This window comes from Deltaproteobacteria bacterium (assembly GCA_016709225.1).
Taxonomy (GTDB): domain Bacteria; phylum Myxococcota_A; class Polyangia; order Nannocystales; family Nannocystaceae; genus Xiheibacterium; species Xiheibacterium phototrophicum.
This window is the reverse complement of record JADJEE010000012.1, coordinates 2,765,708-2,781,198: the sequence shown is the minus strand read 5'-3', so window position 1 is coordinate 2,781,198 and position 15,491 is coordinate 2,765,708. Positions and strand designations below refer to the sequence as shown.

Here is a 15,491-nt window from a genome sequence, read left to right as displayed (position 1 = left end):
CGTCGGGGCCAAGGGCGCAGTTATTTTGCAGGACATCACGGTTCCAGGGGACTAGCATGACGACCGCGATGAGCCAGCCGCCCTGGACGCCGAGCTTCGACTTCTACTTCGTGCAGATGCACGGGGCCCCGGCCGTCATCGCACTCGATCTCGGCGCCGCCGAAGCTGCGCCGGTGCCGTCGCACACGCGGCGTTTGACCCTGCGTGTGCCCATGAAGCACGCGCGCCCCGACGGCCTGCGCAGCCAGGAAGAGTTCGAGGCGCTGTCGGCGATCGAGGACCGTCTCGCCGAGTCGCTGGCCTACGCAGTCGACGCGTGGATGGTCGGGCGCGTGGTCTTCCGCGGCAATACCGATCTGTTCTTCTACCTGCCCGACGACGACGACAGCGACGACGACGAGCGGGTCGATGCCGCGATCGAGTCGACCATCGAGGGCATCCGCGGCGAGTACGAGATCTCGCGGCAGGTCGACGACGACGAGCAGTGGGCGTTCTACTTCGACTTCCTGTGGCCCGATCGTGCCGCGATGCAATCGATGGGCAACCGCCGAGTGATGCACCAGCTGAGCGAGGCCGGCGACGACCCCTCGCGTGAGCGAGTCATCGATCACTTCGCGTTCTTCGAGGACGCCAAGACCTGTGCGCGCATCGCCGACGGTCTGCGTGGGCTCGGCTTCGACGTCGACCCGCCGACCGAGCGCGACGACGGCTCGTGGTCGCTGCAGTTCCACCGCACCGACGCGCTCGCCGAGGGCCGCATCGACGAGGTCACCACCGAGATCCTCGGCGTCATCGGCGAGGACGACGGCGTGTACGACGGCTGGGGCTGCGAAGTCGTCGCGCTCAACTGAAGCTGAGCGCTATCCCGCGAGCTCGGCGAGCCGCGTCTGCAGGCGATCGATGAGCGTGGCATCGCCGCGCTCCTTGGCGAGTGCGAGCGCCTGCGAGGCGGCCTTGATCGCCTTGTCGCGCTGACCCGAGGCCGCGAAGGCGGCGGCCAACACCTCGAGCGGCGCGGGCTCGCGACCCTGTGTGAGCTGCACGGCGCGCTGCGCCGCCTCGACCGCCTTGTACGCGCCCGAGGAGCCCGGCTCCGAGGTGCGCACGAGCACCATCGCGAGCCCCTGCAACGCCGGGATCGAGCGCTCGTCCTGCTCGAGCACGGCACGAAATCCCGCCAGCGCGTCGGCGTCTCTGCCCTGCGCGGCGTGGATGCGCGCGAGGTTCTCGCGGAACAGCGCGCGCTTGGGCGCCAGCTCGACCGCACGCGCCAGCGCGGTCTCGGCCTCGGCGAGGTTGCGCGCGAGCTCGTAGGTGATGCCGAGGTTGTTCCAGCTCTCGCTGCCGGCGGGATCGAGCTCGACCGCACGACGCAGCTCGACGATCGCGGCGTCGTACGCACGTTGCTTGCGCAGCACGTTGCCCAGCGTGAGGTGGGCGCGCGCGTCGTCGGGTGCGGCCGCGATCGACGCCTCGAGCTGGGCGCGGGCCTCGTCGAGCTTTGCCTGCGACATCAAGACGATCGCCAGGTCGATGCGGGCATCGGCGCGGGCCGGCAGCGCGGCGATGCCGGCCTGGTAGTGCTCGATCGCCGCCTCGGGTCGACCGCGCCGCGCCTCCAGCGAAGCCATCGCAATGAGCGAGGTGCCATCATCCGGGGTCTTCGCCAGCACGCGTCGGAAGTGGGCAATCTGGCGATCGAGCCACCCGTTCATGAAGTTCTGATCGAGCTCGACGAGCTTCGCGGGATCGGCCGGCTCGATCTCGAGGATCAGCTCGGCCATCTCGTCGGTCGATTGCTGCCCGAAGGTGACGCGCTTGGGCGGATGGTTGGGGTTGTGCGGGTTCTCGGCGGAGTTGTCGAAGCTGAAGTCCATCCGCAGCACGGTGCCGGCCGGTAGCGCCATCGGCTCGGCGAAGCGGTATTGGTCCTGCCAGTCGAAGTTCCAGTCGTCGATCCGCACCAGCCACTTCTTGGTGCCGTCCGGCAGCTCGGCCCAGCCTTGCAGCTGCTTGCCGAGGTAGTGCGCGTGCGGGTAGACGCTGACGACGTAGGTGTCGACCGGGAGCGTGTAGCGATCGGTGACGTGCACGTCCTTCGCGCCCGCGGGCAGGTCGATGTCGGTCGAGGCCAGCTCCATCGCCAACGCGTGTCGCGTCGCGGGTCGCTCGCTCATGTGCAGGCCGACCTTCACCTGCACGCGCTCGGGCTTGCCGCTCGGGCGCAGGTGCACCTGCAGCACGAGATCGGTGTCGGCCTGCAGGCGAAACCCACGCGCGGCCGAGCCGGGATCGATCGCCTTGCCGGGTGTCCAGCCGACGAAGCGACCATCGGGCATCAGCGCGCCGGCGAAGTCCATGCCGTCGAAACCGGGTGCGGAATCCTCCGCGTCGCGGCGCGCCGCGGTGCCGGTCTTGTCGACGCGCATCACCATGTGGTGCACGACCTTCGGGTTGCCCGGCGCGAGCTCGACCGACTTCACCCAGCCATCGGCCGCCGCGGGCACGCGGATCACGAAGTTGCGATAGATGTCGCGGCCATCCGCGGGCAGCTCGAACGCCTCGGCCATCTCGAGCACCACATCGGGCGGCCCACCGCGCCAGGTGCCCACCGCCGGCGGGGCAGGTGGCAGATCCGACGGACGATCGGCGGCCTCGCCCTCGAGTCGCCCGGCCTCGACCCATGCCGCCAGCGTGTCGATCTCCGCCTGCGCGAGCCGACGCTCACCGGCGTACCGCGCCAGCTCCGGCGCGGGCAACCACGGCGGCATGATGCGCTTGCCCGTGAGCTCGACGATCTGCGATGCGTGATCGTGGACGTCGTCGTACGTGATCAACGGGAACGGCCCCGGCCCCCCGTCGTAGTGGCACGGCGCGCAGTGCCGGAACACGATCGGCGCGACATCGCGATTGAACGTCGGCGGCCCCGCCGGCACCGCGGCCTCGACCCCCTGCGGTGTCGGCTCGACGTCGCCCCCGCCACACGCGAGCGCCAGCGCCAGCGCCGACCCGAGCAGCACGCGTGCGCGTCGAACGGACATCGTCGTCTCGGGTGTACTCGATGCGCGCGCGCGCTGTCACCGGCAGGCGCCCCGAACGTCGTGAGCGCGCGCATCCACGCCGGGCACGGCAGCCGCGGGGCGGAGCGACGACCCACCGCCGTCGCTGCCGCCTGCACCAACGCTGCGCGGTGATAGGCTTCCAGGTGTCATGACACCGCCTGCGACCCAGCTGGCCCGTGCGACCCAGGCCGAGTTCTTCGCGATTCCCGAGCCTGATCGGTTTCATGAGCTACTTGCTGGCGAGCTCGTGCGCAAGGCAGCGCCGAGCGGACGCCACGGCGCGGCGCAGCTTCGACTCGGGCGCTCGCTCGGCCCCTTCGATGGCCGCCCGGACGACCCCAACCGACCCGGCGGATGGCGCTTCGCCAGCGAAGTCGAGGTGCGCCTCGCCGCGGACACGATCGTCCGTCCCGACGTCGTGGGATGGCGACGCGAGCATCTCGCCAGCTTCCCCGAGAGCGGCCCTGTCGAAGTCCGTCCCGACTGGATCTGTGAGATCCTGAGCCGCGGCAACGCAGCGCGCGATCTCTGGGAGAAGTTGCGCCTCTATCATGCGGTCGGAATCCCGGACTATTGGGTGCTCGATCCCGATCGTCGGACGCTCCGCGTCCACCGCTTCACCGAACCGGGCTACCAGGTCGTCCTGGACGTGGGTGACGAGTCCGTGGTCCGCGCGGAGCCCTTCGAAGACGTCGCCCTGGCGGTGGCATCGCTCTTCGACGAGCTGTGATCGTGCTCCCGCGGTGCTCGACGCGGAGCCCCGCGGAGCCAACGCTGCGCTTCACCGCGGAGCCCGGCCGCCGCGCGTCACCGCAGCGGTCGAGGCCCCAGCGCGCCGTGCTCGTTGCTGCCCCAGCACACCACGTCGCCGCTCTTGCGGGCGGCGCAGGCGTGGCGGGCCCCGAGCCCGATTGCGGTGACGTCGGCGAGGTTGCGCACGACGTTCGGTGAGGGGTGCACTGCGCTCGAGGGTGCGAGGCCGAGCTGGCCCGACTCGTTGCCGCCCCAGCACGACAGCCGGCCGTTGCGGGCGAGGGCGCAGGTGAAGTTGCTGCCGCCCGCGAGTGCGGCGATCTGCACGAGACCCGCGACGGCGACCGGCTCGTCGCGCTTGCGTTCGTTGCGGGCGCCGGCGCCGAGCTGACTGGCGACGTTGTCGCCCCAGCACGCGACCGGACCGCCGCGTCGCAGCGCGCAGGTGTGGTTTGCACCCGAGGCGACGTCGACGGCATCGAGCAATCCCTTGACCTCGACCGCGCGTACGCGCGAGCCGCTCTTGCCATCGCCGAGCTGACCCTCGGTGTTGCGACCCCAGCACAGCACCTTGCCACCGACCGTCGCAGCGCACACGTGCGCGCCACCGCAGGCGACATCGACGACGCCGTTCACCTCGGGAATCGTGCGCGGCGAAGGAAACACCCGCTGGCTGTCGCTGCCGAGCTGGCCGTTCTCCGCGTTGCCCCAACAGCGCACGCCGCCGTCGCGGATGCGCGCGCAGGCGAAGTAGTCACCCGCCGACAGCTGCTGCACGTCGCGCAGGCCGAACACCGCCTGCGGCGCGGAGTTCATCGCACCGGGTCGACCACCCTTGCCACCGCCGAGCTGACCATCTTGATCGTTGCCCCAACACGAGACCGTGCCCGCCTGCAGCAGCGCGCAGCTGAAGTCGAGCCCCACGGCAACCTCGCGCACCCGCGTGAGCCCGGCGACGCGCACCGCGTTCGCGCGATCCTCACGGCTGCCGTCGCCGAGCTGGCCGTACGTGTTCTTGCCCCAACACAACACCTCGCCGCCCTCGCGCACCGCACAGGTGTGCTCGCCTCGCGAGGCCACCTGCGTGAACACGTCGGCCGCCCGGGTCGGCGGCTTGGTCGTGGGTGGCGTGCTCGTCGGCGGTCGCGTGACCGTCGGCGGCGGCGCTGCGGTGGGGCAGGCGGTCACGCACGCGAGCAGCGACGCGAACGCGACGGGGAGACGCCATCTTCGGACCAATCGCCCGCCAGCATACGCGGGCGCGGGCGCGCCAGAGCGTGCCGCCCACGCTTGCGCCACTCGTCCGCCCGGCCGGCCGGCCGGGGGCGGAGGGTTCGGCCCGGGCCACCCGCAGCCGCGGCGTGGGTGCCCCGGGCCGCTGGGCCATCTCCTGAACCATCTCGCCCGCGGTGTCACTTCACCACCGCAAGTGTCGATCCCTGCGCAACTTCCGAGGCGGCCACGACGCGTCGCGGCCGCGGCCGCGCTCGCCGCTGCCCTGGCGTGTGCGCCGGCCAGCGACGACGACGCCGGCGACGACGATCCGTCCGGCGGCAAGGCCGACGCGCTCGACCCTGCGGACTTCGGCTGTCAGGCGGTCGAGGGCATCGCCCTCGAGGCGCTCGTCGACGTCGACGATCCGATCGCGGCGTTCCTCATCAAAGGTGCACGCGGCTGCGCGGCCGACTACCGCGACATGGTCGCCATGCTCGCCGCCGTCGACCCCGAGGGCTGCGAGCCGGGGCGCGAGCTCATCACGAGGTTCGTCTCCGACGACGCACGGATCGATCCGAACCCCGACAACTACCGCACGGTGACCTCGCGGGCGTGCGGGTCGCGGCCGCCGCACGCGCTACTCTTCACGTTGTTGGCGGTGAAGCCCAGCGAGGACCTCGGTCGTCGCACGTTCATCGAGATGCAGGCCCTGGACCGCCGCACCGGACTCTACGACTACTGGGTCTTCAGCAGCGGCCGGTTCGAGTTCAAGGGCGATTCGCTCGCTGCCGCCGCGGGCACCTCCAACTGCGGTCGATGCCATCGCGACGGCGGCGTCCTGATGAAGGAGCTCGACGATCCGTGGCTGCACTGGGAATCCAGCGGCAAGCCGCTGCCCGGCGTCGATGCCTTGTTCGCCGCGCACGGTGCGATGCTCGGTCAACGCGGAGATGGACGCGAGCTGGAGGCGCTGGTGCGCGTCGGCAATGATGCGATCATCGCCGCGCGGATCGATGCGCAGACCAAGCCGACGGGCAAGCTCGCGACGCTGCTACGTCCGCTGTTCTGCAGCGAGCAGATCAATCTCGATGCGGCGGGCACGACGATCGATGGGCCGGTGTCGGCGATCCCGGCCGACGCGCTGCTCGACCCACTGTGGGGGATGACCACCGGCGTGACGATCGAGTCCACGGCCTACGATGCCGCGGTGAAGGCGGCCGGCCAGGTCGTCCCCGGAGTCAGCGGGCGCGTCGACACCGAGTTCAAGTTCGCCTTCCCCGAGCGCGCAGGATTCGATGTCGCGTACGTTCGAGCGTTGATCGACCGGGGCATCATCGACGAAGCGTTCGCGCTCGACGTACTGGCGGTCGACTTCACGCGTCCGCTGTTCTCGGACGCCCGTTGCGGCCTGCTCGCGTTCGCACCAACGTCCGGCGACGCCACGCCGACACGCCTGCGCGAGGGATTCGTCACCGCGCTGCAGGCGGCTGCCCCGGCCGCGGGAACACCCGCTGCCGAGCTCCTCGCCAACCTCGGCGACACCGACGACAGCGGCTCGCATCGCACCCGCGTCGCAGCGTTCGCCGCCGCGTGCGACGCCCGCGACGATCGAGCGTTCGTCGACGACGTGCTGCGAGTGACCCAGCTCAGCCGGGAGCTGCTGCGCACCACCACGTCGCTCATCGAGCATCCGGAGCAGCTCCCGCGCACCGAGCTGCCGGTGAGCGCCGCGGCGCATCTCGACCCCGCCACGTGTGCGCTGGTTCAGTAGGACGCGAAGCTACCCACCGAGGTTCCGCCGCCGCGCAGCAGCTCGGGCTTGCCATCGCCGTCGCGATCGCCAGCCGCGAGCGCCGTTGCGGGCCCGCCGGGCCCGCTGGGGTAGACGCTGTAGCAGCTGGGCTCGCCGAAGTCGTACTCGACGACGCGCAGCTCGCTCGCGCCGCCGAGGATCACGGACTCGGCGCCGCCACGACCGAACGCACCGATGAGCGCCGTCGCATAGCTGCCGCTGAGCGACACCGGATTCGACGCGACGACGTCATCCGAGACCCACAGCAGGGTCGTCAGGAATGTCGGGCCCGATGCGCCTCGCGGGCCAATCACGGCGATGTCGTCGCGAGCGTCGTCATTCAAGCGCCCGACGGCCAACGCCGAGACCGCCTCGTGCTCACCGGTCAGCAGGTGAACCGCAGGCTCGGCCGCGAGGTCGACCGTGGCGATCCGCATTGTGCCGTCCATCGACATCGCGACGACGAGCTCGAGCACCCCATCGCCATCGATGTCACCTACGGCGACCGCGTCGGCCGCTGCTGGCAGCGGGACATCGATCGGCACGCCGTAGTCTCCCGCGCCGATCGCCGGCGCAAGCACGACCGAGAGGTGATCGGTGCTGCGTCCGAACACGTCGAGCAGCGTATCGCCGGTGGCGTCTCCGACGAACACGCGGTCGACGCTCGCGTCGACCAGTAAGGTCGGCTGCGACTCGGCGACTTGGCCTTGGCGGAAGATCTGGGCGCCATCGGTGGCGACGAATTCGAGGTTCGCGTCGCCGTCGAGATCGGCGACCACCGCGTCGATCACTGCAACCTCGCCGGCGAGAACCTGCGACGCTGCGCCCTCGGTGAGTAACTCGGGCGAGCCACCGCCGAGGCACAGCACGGCCGGGGTTTCGTTCGCCACGAATGCGAGCGACATCACCGGCGCCTGAGTCACGCCCCAGGGGATCTCGGCGGCGAGCGAGTCCGCAGCGCACCGAGCGAGGCTGGGCAGCGCGACGCACCGCTCTTCGACACAGCCCCACCCGGGGTCGCAGTCGGCGTCGGCGAGGCAGTCGGGGTCGTAGTAGGGGTACACATCGGTGTTGGTCTCGCTACAACCGCCGGTGACGCAGATCGACCCCGTCGAGTCGGCGACACCGGTGCCGTCCCCGTCCATTCCGCCATCGTGGGCGGCCCCACCACGAGCGCCGCAGCCCGCGACGAAAACCGCGGCCCGCGCCAGATTCCATGCCGTCGTGTCCAACCGATGTTGCCCCACCCACCAACGCATGCTCGCTTCGTAACGCCGGGCCGCGTTCGGTTCGGCCGCGACGTCCGGCCACCGCGTCGCACGAATCCAGCGAACTCGGATGCACGAGCGCTACGATGGCAGGTGGTCGCCGGCTTTGCGGCGCCGGGGCTTGGGCTTGCCGTTGGGCGCACGCCCACGCCGTGAACCTCCCATCGCGCCGCGGGCGAGATCGACGGCGAGGCCGCTCGTGATCACTGCGCGCCCGAGGCTGCGCAGCACCGCGGTGGCGGCCATGCGCACGGCGAACTGCGGCACGCCGCCGCCGAGCACGTAGCCGGCCGCGAACGCGACACCGAGCGTGCGCAGCGGATGACGGCGGGCCTCGGCCGCGATCTCCTGGGCCGCGGCGTCGAGGAGCTTGGCGGGATCGATGCCCGCCGCGGGAGGGTCGTCGGACTCGGCGCTGCTCATGGGCCCTTCGGCTCTAGCGCCGCGCGATGCGACCGACCAGGAAGCCAACCGCCAGCGCGATGCCGACGGCGGTGAGCGGGCGCTCGGTGACGAACTGGGTGACCTGCTCGCCGAGATTCTCGAGCCGATCGAGCAGCGGCTGCGCCGGCTCGTCGTCTTCGCGCTCGTGGACCTCGACCTCGATGGGATCGGCGGCTGCACTGGTGGTCTTCGACATCGGAGAATCCTCTAGCGGGTGGGCACCGCGGTGAGCACGTCGTCGCCGGCCTCGCTGGCGTCGGCGTCGGACGCATCGATCGACTCGCGACGGCGGCGGATCTTCTCGCCCACGGTACGCACGCCGCGGCTGATGTCGCCGCGCAGCTCGGCGCCGCGCTTGGGCGCGAACATCAAACCCAGCCCAGCGCCCACGAGCACACCGACGCCGAACAGCCCGAGGGCCGGCAAGAGGTAGTCGGAGGTGGAGCGCCGGGGTTGCAGTCCGATGGCTGCCAGTGCCGACTCGCCGTAGTCCTTCGCACGATCGAACATGATGTCTCCTCGCCCGCGTCGCGTTCGGCGGAGCGTCACGGTAGTGCGGCCCGTTGGACGAGGCAATCCCGGACGCGGATCGCACCCGAAGGCCCGTGCAACCGGGCCGTGGGCGACACGAGCGAAGCCGGCGGCCGCCCGATCGCGTCTCACCGCCGCCGACGCGGGCGTGGGGAACCGACCAGCGCGCGCACGATCAGCACCGACGCGAGCCCGACCGCCGTGACCGCCACCGCCAGTGCGGTCAGGCTCCGCACGCGCTGCACGTTGGCGCGCACCTTCGCCGGCAGCTCGCGGACCTGCTCGACGGTGCCCTGCAGACGTCCGAGGGTGACGTCGAGCTGCGCCCGACGATCGCGGATCCTCGCGACTAGCTCGGCTTTTTCTCGCTGGATTTTTCCCCGATCCATTGCTTGGACTCCGCAAGGGCGAGCGTGGTCTGCTCGCCGAAGCCGTGGCTGACCAGGCCGTTGCGCGCGCGCACCAGCACGATCGCGGCGATGATCCCGACCAGCGTACCGACGATCAGACACGCGCCCCAGGCCGGCATCACGAGCGCCAGCGCGAACGCGGCCGCGGCCAGCAGCAACGCCAGGGCCAAGAACGCCAGCGCGCCACCGACCGCGAGCATCGCACCGGCCCGCGCGGCAACCTTGACGTCCTCGCGGACCTCGAGCACCGCCAGCTCGACGTGGGCCTGCAGCACCTCGACCGCGTCACCGAGCGCGTCCTTCACCAAGCTCGCCGTGCTCGCCGCGCCATCGGCCGCGGCGCCACCCTTGCGGGTCGCCAGCGCGGTCGGTCGATCGGGCGCAACGAGCATGGCCATGACGTGCAGCCGATGATAGCGCGCGAACGCGAAAGGTGGCCCGACGGACCGCAGCTTGGGTCGTGGGCGCACCGTGAACGCGTCCGCGCGCCCCAAGCTCGAGGCGGCGACCAAGAGCATCGCGATCCGGCGGTGCTATCGTGCCGGGGATTGGGACCGACGAAGACCGCGATCGTCGTGGGGGGCGGCACCATGGGGCTGGCCAGCGCGTGGGCACTCGCCCGCGCCGGTGTGCAGGTGACGGTGCTCGAGCGCTTCGGTCACGTGCACGAGCGCGGCAGCCACGGCGGCTTCACCCGCATCATCCGACAGGCCTACCACGAGGGTGAGAACTACGTGCCGCTGGTGCAGCGTGCCGACGCGCTGTGGTGCGAGCTCGCGGCGCGCAGCGGTCGCGCCCTGCTCGATCGCACCGGCATGCTCGAGTTCGGCCCGCCGGGCGATCACGAGCTGCTGGCATCGATCGACGCGTGCGAACGACACGGCGTGGATCACCAGCGCTTCGATGCCGACCTGCTCATGCGACGCTGGCCGTTCGTCGTGCCCGCCCACTGGCACGGCTGCTTCACGCCCTCGGGCGGTCAGCTGCACGTGCAGGCGTGCCTCGACGCGTTGCGCGACGAGGCGATGACCGCCGGCGCAGCGCTGCACTACGACGCCGTCGTGCGCGAGATCTCGCGGGGCGATCGTTGCGGCGTCGTGCTCGACGACGGGCGACGAGTGCACGCCGATCGCGTGGTCGTCACCGCCGGCGCCTGGCTACCCCAGCTCCTGCCGCAGCTGTTGCCCGAGCGCCTCACGCCGCTGCGTCGCGTGCTGACCTGGTGGCGTCCCGCGCCCGAGCATCGCGACGCACTCACGCGCCTGCCGGTGTGGGGCGCGTTCGATCCTCGGGGCTTCTTCTATGGCTTCCCCTACGCCGACGCCGGCATCGCCGGCGTGAAGATCGCCTGCCACGTCGCACGCGGCGACGATCATCGCGCGGCCGAGCCAGGCGTCGATCCCGATCATGTCGATCGCGCGCTGCACGAGCACGACCTCGCGCCGCTGCGGCAGTTCATCGACGAGCACTTCCCGTGCGCCGGCGGCGAACTGGTCGATCATCGGGTCTGCCTCTATACCGCCACGCCGAGCTGGGACTTCGTGATCGATCGCGATCCCGAGGACGCACGCGTGATCGTGGCGGGCGGGTGCTCGGGCCACGGCTTCAAGTTCGCCCCCGCGGTGGGTGAGCTCGTCGCGCGTCTGGTGCAGGACGACGGTTCCGCACCGCCACAGCAGTTCTGTCGCGCGCGTCACATGGGCTGACTGCGTCCGCGCTCCGAACGCAGCGCGGGATCAAGCCGGCCCGATCGCGTCCGCATCGATCCCCTCAAGGTCTCGCGTGTGCCGTCGATGACACTCGCGACGCCGGAACGTGCCCGCCCCCGGCACGCTGGCCCCAAACCTGCCCGCCAAACGCAAGCCTCTAGGAACCCCGCCATGCAAGCCGCACTGCAGCTCGACTCCAATCGCCGTACCAGCGAACGCTTCGACCTCGTGTTGCCCGTCCACGCCTGTGACGGCGAGCTCCAGGCGAAGGGCAGCAGCGCGAACCTCTCGGAGGGCGGCGCGTGCCTCGAGCTCGAGGGTCTGACGCCCGCGGTCGGCAGCGCGATCACGGTCAAGTTCGCGATGCCCGGCGGCAAGAGCATCGACGTGGAGGCGCAGGTGCGATGGGCCAAGCCCGGCAAGCGCTCGCTGTGCGGTGTCATGTTCCGCAAGGGCCATCAGCGCCTCATCGCCGCGCTCGTGGCCGGTGTGCTGGGTGGCACCGCGGCGAACGCCAGCGCCGCCGCGACCACCACCGTGCCGACCTTCGATCCCAACGCCGACACGGTGATGGACATGGGCGCCGGCGGCGAGCGGCCCGATCAGCAGCGCGTGCTCGAGGCCTTCTCACAGCGCTACGACGCGATCGATGCCTGCGTCACCGAGACCAAGGGCGCACACGCGCGCACGCTGGATGGCGCGACGCACGTCGCGGTGCTGCTCAATCCGCAGGGCGCGACGCCGCTGGGTGTGAACACCAACCTGCCCAAGGGCATGACCAGCAACCGCACGCTGCGCGAGTGCCTGCGCGCCGCGGTCGCGACCGCCGACTATCCCAGCTACGACGGACCGCCAGTGGTGGTCGAGTTCGACTTCCAGCTCGACCCCGGCTACGAGGAAGAATCGGCCGAGTAGTGCAGCGGGTGCGAGGCGTGCGCTCGCACGCCTTGCCACTCGCACCCATCACGGGCGTGCGATAGTCTAGCGGCGATGCATGCATCGTTGCGCCGAGCGCTCTGTGCGATGGCACTGTCGGCGCTCGCGGCCTGTCGCCCCGACACTGGCAGCTCGAACCCGCCGCCCGGTGATGGCGTGCCGGCCAAGGGTGGCACGCCGCAGCAGCGCATCGTCGCGCTCTCGGCCGAGATCGCGCGCCTGGGCTTCCCCATCGAGCTCGAGTCGCTGCTCATGGAGACCCGTGAGGGCAAGGACATGCGGGCGATCGCCGACGCGTGGCTGACGATCGTGCGCAAGCGCAGCTCGCACGAATCGTTCGCCCAGCTGCGTCGCGCGCTCGAGATCCCGCCGGTCACCAACGGCGCTGGCCTGCGCGAAGGCGTGCTGCAGATGCTGACCTCGGCGACCGAGGTGGGCTACCTGCACGATCGCGACACCATCGTGTTCCGCGACGACGTGCTCGCGCAGGATGCCCGCCTCGATCACGCGCTCACGCGGGCGCTGGTGTTCGCGTACATGGACCAGGCCCTCGGCGGCCTCGGCACCAGCGTGCTCGACGCGCAGTCGACCTCCGACACCGCATTGGTGCGGCAGTGCCTCGCCGAGGGCTTCGCGACCCTCGTCGCCAACACGCTGCACGCCGCGCATCGCCGCAAGGAGGCGGTGCCCACCGACGTGCCCGCTGCGCTGCTCGGCACCCACGCCAACGTGCCGTGTGCCCCGGGCACCGAGCATGTCGCGCGCCTGCACGCCGCCGGCGGTTGGCAAGCGGTGCTCACCGCATTCGCGCAGCCCTCGAACTCGACCGAGCAGGTGCTCCACGCCGGCAAGTTCGACCGCGACTTCCCGGTGCACGTCGAGCTGCCGCCGTGGCCCGACGACGCCGGCGAGGCCGAGCAGATCCACGACGACGTCGTCGGCGAGCTCGCCATCGAACGACTGCTGCGCGAGCGCGGCTACGACGACGCCAAGGCCACGCGCGCCGCGATCGGCTGGGACGGCGACCGGCTCGCGCTGTGGCGCATGCCCAGTGGCGAGCAGGTCATCATCTGGCGCAGCGTGTGGGACCGCGAAGAGGACGCCGATCAGTTTGCCGGCGCCATCGCGCCGTTCTCGAAGGACGAGCCCCGCGGCTTCCGCATCGTGCGACGCGGTCGCATCGTCGACGCGGTCTCGGCCGAGTCCGAAGACGTCGCGACCAAGTGGTACATCACGCTGCAGGATGCGCTCGACTCGCTGGCGATCGAGCCTTCGGATGCGGTGAGCACCCGTGAGGCCGAGGCCGAGCCGGCGGCCCGCTCGCGCTAGCGCGCGCGGGCGCGGGCGTGTCGCGGCGCCGCGCTCATGCGAGCCCCGCGAGGACGTCGATGAGCTTGCCGCCCATCATGTTCCAGCCGTAGCGTGCGCCGCCCCAGTTCTGCTTCTGCTCCGGCTTGAAGCCCGACTGCACCAGCGTCAGCAACGTGCCCGAGCCGCTCGGCTCGAGCGTGAAGGTCACGATCGTGTCGAGCTCCATGTTGCCGACCACCCACGCGTAGCGCAGGCGGCGTTGGTCTTCGACCTCGAGCATGCGGCAGTGCACGGTGCCATCCCAGCCGGGATAGGGCTGGGTCTTGAAGGTGAAGGCGGCGCCGGTCTTCAGCTCGAAGCCGATCACCGGCAACAACCACTGCGTCAGCAGCTCGGGGTCGGTGAGCGCACGCCACACCTTGTTGGGCGCGTGCGCGAGGTCGAACTCGAACACGATCGAGTCGGTCTGCGAGGGCGGGGTCTTGTCGGCGGGCTTCATTCGTCCATCCTGTCCAGCAGTGCCTCGAGCCGATCGACATGCTCGGTCCAGAAGGCACGGTAGTGCGCGATCCAATCGATGAGCGGCTTCATGCCGCGCGGATCGACGCGGTAGAACACGCAGCGCCCCTCGCGACGACCGTGCACGAGGCCGGCGTCCTTGAGCGCAGCGAGGTGTTGCGAGACCGCGGGCTGCGAGATGTCGAAGCGCGCGGTCAGGTCCTTCACCGCGGCCTCACCGCGGGTGAGCGACTCGAAGATGGCCCGCCGACTGGGATCGGCGAGGGCCGTGAAGACCCTCTGTTCGGCCACTGCGGCGTTCACAGGCGTTATCATTAGCCGTGACTTATTGATATGTCAAGCCGCATCGGTGCGTGCGCAGGAGCTGCGCCCGAGGCCGCGACCCGAGCGGCCTTCGTTGCGCGAACCGTGGCTCGACCGCGCGGACTCCTGGGGTCGGAACCGGTGACGGTCCGGAGGACACCATGAACAAGCTGCTGCCCAACAACGAGCATCCCATCGAACGAGTCGTGCGCATCGTCGGCGGTGCGACACTGCTGGCCCTCGTGTTCGTCGGTCCACAGACGCCCTGGGGCTGGTTGGGCCTGGTGCTGCTCGCGACCGGCCTCATCGGGAGCTGCCCGCTCTACACTGCGTTCGGTCTGAGCACGTGTCCGGTCACGCGTCATCCGAAGCCGAGCTGATCGTCGCCGCGAAGGCCGGCGATGGCGCGGCGTTCGAGCAGCTCGTGCGTCGGCACGGCCCCGCGATGCGCCGCATCGCGCGGGCGATCGCGGGCAACGACGCCGCGGCCGACGACGCGTGGCAAGAGGCCTTCCTCGCGGCCCATCGCGCGCTCGCAGGCTTCCGCGGGCAGACCGACGCCGAGCTACGCGCGTGGCTCTCGAGCATCACGCGCAACGCGGCCCGCCGACGCGCGCGCAACGACAGCCACGCACGCGAGCTGCCGTCGCTGCTCGAGCTCGGGGTCGCGGCCGGCTGGGGTCGCACGCCCGAGGACGAGCTCGGCAGCGAGATCGATCGCGCCGCGGTGTGGGCCGCACTCGACACCCTCGAGCCCGACATGCGCGAGCTCGTCGTGCTGCGCGACCTCGAGGGGCAATCGAGCGAGCAGGTCGCGGACGCGCTGGGGATCTCGGTCGGCGCGATGAAGAGTCGACTCCACCGCGCACGCCTGCAGCTGCTGGCGGCGCTGACCAAAGCCGGAGGACAGCCATGACGACGATCGCCACCGACCGCGAGGTCGCGGGCCTGCGCTGCTCGCAGGTGCTCGAGCTGCTCGGCGAGTTCATCGACGGCGAGCTCGACGAACCCCGTCGCCGTGCGGTCGAGGCCCACGTGGCTGGGTGCGATGTCTGCGAGCGCTTCGGCGGCCGTTTCGCCGCGATGGTTCGAGCCGTGCGCGGGCTCGCGAGCGACGACGCCGAGACGCTCGACGAAGACGCGCTCGTGCGCCTTGCGGCGCAACTGTCCCGCTAGTACCTCGACACAGGGATTGTGGTGGGTCAGACCGCCGTCATGGCCGCGACTCCGCAAGGCGC

19 protein-coding genes are annotated in these 15,491 nt (G+C 70.8%); 9 read left to right on the top strand and 10 right to left on the bottom strand.

Annotated elements, in window-relative coordinates; genetic code table 11:
- Positions 1-68: 68 nt before the first annotated feature.
- Positions 69-851 carry a DUF695 domain-containing protein gene (locus tag IPH07_36530; GenBank protein ID MBK6922952.1) on the top strand — a complete coding sequence of 261 codons (783 nt, stop codon included), beginning with the start codon at positions 69-71 and terminating at the stop codon, positions 849-851.
- 9 nt (positions 852-860) lie between these two features.
- Here IPH07_36530 and IPH07_36525 read toward each other — a convergent pair whose 3' ends face one another.
- A complete protein-coding gene (locus IPH07_36525) occupies positions 861-3,041 on the bottom strand; it encodes a tetratricopeptide repeat protein (GenBank protein ID MBK6922951.1) in 2,181 nt (726 codons plus the stop codon).
- A 169-nt stretch (positions 3,042-3,210) separates the two neighbouring features.
- Between IPH07_36525 and IPH07_36520 the strand changes: the two genes are divergently transcribed.
- The gene (locus tag IPH07_36520; protein ID MBK6922950.1) at positions 3,211-3,792 is read left to right on the top strand and encodes a Uma2 family endonuclease; all 582 of its coding nucleotides are present in this window, start codon (positions 3,211-3,213) and stop codon (positions 3,790-3,792) included.
- 77 nt (positions 3,793-3,869) lie between these two features.
- Here the strand turns inward: IPH07_36520 and IPH07_36515 are convergent, their stop codons facing one another.
- Positions 3,870-5,054, bottom strand: a complete 1,185-nt coding sequence (locus IPH07_36515) for a hypothetical protein (protein ID MBK6922949.1) — start codon at positions 5,052-5,054, stop codon at positions 3,870-3,872.
- Between the two features lie 190 nt (positions 5,055-5,244).
- On the opposite strand from IPH07_36515, the gene IPH07_36510 reads away from it, so the two are divergent.
- Positions 5,245-6,801 (top strand): hypothetical protein, encoded by a 1,557-nt coding sequence (locus IPH07_36510; protein ID MBK6922948.1) that lies wholly within the window; start codon positions 5,245-5,247, stop codon positions 6,799-6,801.
- On the opposite strand, the gene IPH07_36505 is transcribed toward IPH07_36510, so the two are convergent.
- The 6 genes from IPH07_36505 to IPH07_36480 all read right to left on the bottom strand — a co-directional run bounded on the left by IPH07_36505 (position 6,795) and on the right by IPH07_36480 (position 9,873).
- The gene (locus IPH07_36505) at positions 6,795-7,967 is read right to left on the bottom strand and encodes a hypothetical protein (protein MBK6922947.1); all 1,173 of its coding nucleotides are present in this window, start codon (positions 7,965-7,967) and stop codon (positions 6,795-6,797) included. The genes IPH07_36510 and IPH07_36505 overlap by 7 nt on opposite strands.
- Positions 7,968-8,171: 204 nt before the next feature.
- Entirely contained in the window at positions 8,172-8,513 is a 342-nt protein-coding gene (locus tag IPH07_36500; GenBank protein ID MBK6922946.1) for a hypothetical protein, read from the bottom strand.
- Between the two features lie 13 nt (positions 8,514-8,526).
- Entirely contained in the window at positions 8,527-8,730 is a 204-nt protein-coding gene (locus tag IPH07_36495; GenBank protein ID MBK6922945.1) for a hypothetical protein, read from the bottom strand.
- Positions 8,731-8,741: 11 nt separating this feature from the next.
- A complete protein-coding gene (locus IPH07_36490) occupies positions 8,742-9,044 on the bottom strand; it encodes a YtxH domain-containing protein (GenBank protein ID MBK6922944.1) in 303 nt (100 codons plus the stop codon).
- A 149-nt stretch (positions 9,045-9,193) separates the two neighbouring features.
- The gene (locus IPH07_36485; protein MBK6922943.1) at positions 9,194-9,454 is read right to left on the bottom strand and encodes a hypothetical protein; all 261 of its coding nucleotides are present in this window, start codon (positions 9,452-9,454) and stop codon (positions 9,194-9,196) included.
- Positions 9,415-9,873 (bottom strand): phage holin family protein, encoded by a 459-nt coding sequence (locus IPH07_36480; GenBank protein ID MBK6922942.1) that lies wholly within the window; start codon positions 9,871-9,873, stop codon positions 9,415-9,417. The genes IPH07_36485 and IPH07_36480 overlap by 40 nt, the downstream gene beginning before the upstream one ends.
- A gap of 150 nt (positions 9,874-10,023) precedes the next feature.
- On the opposite strand from IPH07_36480, the gene solA reads away from it, so the two are divergent.
- The 3 genes from solA (at position 10,024) to IPH07_36465 (ending at position 13,449) form a co-directional block, all read left to right on the top strand.
- A complete protein-coding gene (gene solA, locus IPH07_36475) occupies positions 10,024-11,181 on the top strand; it encodes an N-methyl-L-tryptophan oxidase (GenBank protein ID MBK6922941.1) in 1,158 nt (385 codons plus the stop codon).
- Positions 11,182-11,355: 174 nt separating this feature from the next.
- On the top strand, positions 11,356-12,099 hold the full coding sequence (locus IPH07_36470; protein ID MBK6922940.1) for a PilZ domain-containing protein: 744 nt from the start codon (positions 11,356-11,358) through the stop codon (positions 12,097-12,099).
- Positions 12,100-12,207: 108 nt separating this feature from the next.
- Positions 12,208-13,449, top strand: coding sequence for a hypothetical protein (locus IPH07_36465; GenBank protein MBK6922939.1), 1,242 nt, complete (start codon positions 12,208-12,210; stop codon positions 13,447-13,449).
- A 34-nt stretch (positions 13,450-13,483) separates the two neighbouring features.
- On the opposite strand, the gene IPH07_36460 is transcribed toward IPH07_36465, so the two are convergent.
- On the bottom strand, positions 13,484-13,930 hold the full coding sequence (locus IPH07_36460; protein ID MBK6922938.1) for an SRPBCC domain-containing protein: 447 nt from the start codon (positions 13,928-13,930) through the stop codon (positions 13,484-13,486).
- Complete coding sequence (locus tag IPH07_36455) at positions 13,927-14,265, bottom strand: winged helix-turn-helix transcriptional regulator (protein ID MBK6922937.1); 339 nt, start codon at positions 14,263-14,265, stop codon at positions 13,927-13,929. Before IPH07_36455 ends, IPH07_36460 begins: the two co-directional genes overlap by 4 nt.
- Positions 14,266-14,423: 158 nt before the next feature.
- On the opposite strand from IPH07_36455, the gene IPH07_36450 reads away from it, so the two are divergent.
- From IPH07_36450 to IPH07_36440, 3 genes are read left to right on the top strand one after another with little or no spacing between them, the layout of a single operon-like run.
- Positions 14,424-14,633: a DUF2892 domain-containing protein gene (locus IPH07_36450; protein ID MBK6922936.1), complete on the top strand. Its 210-nt coding sequence runs from the start codon at positions 14,424-14,426 to the stop codon at positions 14,631-14,633.
- A complete protein-coding gene (locus IPH07_36445) occupies positions 14,600-15,169 on the top strand; it encodes a sigma-70 family RNA polymerase sigma factor (GenBank protein ID MBK6922935.1) in 570 nt (189 codons plus the stop codon). Before IPH07_36450 ends, IPH07_36445 begins: the two co-directional genes overlap by 34 nt.
- On the top strand, positions 15,166-15,429 hold the full coding sequence (locus IPH07_36440) for a zf-HC2 domain-containing protein (GenBank protein ID MBK6922934.1): 264 nt from the start codon (positions 15,166-15,168) through the stop codon (positions 15,427-15,429). Before IPH07_36445 ends, IPH07_36440 begins: the two co-directional genes overlap by 4 nt.
- Positions 15,430-15,491 lie beyond the last annotated feature (62 nt).

What these genes read in the sequence shown, in the direction of transcription:
- IPH07_36530 (MBK6922952.1), top strand. Translation starts at nt 69, where the DNA reads ATGAGCCAGCCGCCCTGGACGCCGAGCTTCGACTTCTACTTCGTGCAG.
- IPH07_36440 (MBK6922934.1), top strand. Translation starts at nt 15,166, where the DNA reads ATGACGACGATCGCCACCGACCGCGAGGTCGCGGGCCTGCGCTGCTCG.
- IPH07_36490 (MBK6922944.1), bottom strand. Translation starts at nt 9,044, where the DNA reads ATGTTCGATCGTGCGAAGGACTACGGCGAGTCGGCACTGGCAGCCATC.
- IPH07_36455 (MBK6922937.1), bottom strand. Translation starts at nt 14,265, where the DNA reads ATGATAACGCCTGTGAACGCCGCAGTGGCCGAACAGAGGGTCTTCACG.
- IPH07_36495 (MBK6922945.1), bottom strand. Translation starts at nt 8,730, where the DNA reads ATGTCGAAGACCACCAGTGCAGCCGCCGATCCCATCGAGGTCGAGGTC.
- IPH07_36505 (MBK6922947.1), bottom strand. Translation starts at nt 7,967, where the DNA reads ATGGACGGGGACGGCACCGGTGTCGCCGACTCGACGGGGTCGATCTGC.
- IPH07_36460 (MBK6922938.1), bottom strand. Translation starts at nt 13,930, where the DNA reads ATGAAGCCCGCCGACAAGACCCCGCCCTCGCAGACCGACTCGATCGTG.
- IPH07_36470 (MBK6922940.1), top strand. Translation starts at nt 11,356, where the DNA reads ATGCAAGCCGCACTGCAGCTCGACTCCAATCGCCGTACCAGCGAACGC.
- IPH07_36480 (MBK6922942.1), bottom strand. Translation starts at nt 9,873, where the DNA reads ATGGCCATGCTCGTTGCGCCCGATCGACCGACCGCGCTGGCGACCCGC.
- IPH07_36520 (MBK6922950.1), top strand. Translation starts at nt 3,211, where the DNA reads ATGACACCGCCTGCGACCCAGCTGGCCCGTGCGACCCAGGCCGAGTTC.
- IPH07_36485 (MBK6922943.1), bottom strand. Translation starts at nt 9,454, where the DNA reads ATGGATCGGGGAAAAATCCAGCGAGAAAAAGCCGAGCTAGTCGCGAGG.
- IPH07_36525 (MBK6922951.1), bottom strand. Translation starts at nt 3,041, where the DNA reads ATGTCCGTTCGACGCGCACGCGTGCTGCTCGGGTCGGCGCTGGCGCTG.
- IPH07_36465 (MBK6922939.1), top strand. Translation starts at nt 12,208, where the DNA reads ATGGCACTGTCGGCGCTCGCGGCCTGTCGCCCCGACACTGGCAGCTCG.
- IPH07_36500 (MBK6922946.1), bottom strand. Translation starts at nt 8,513, where the DNA reads ATGAGCAGCGCCGAGTCCGACGACCCTCCCGCGGCGGGCATCGATCCC.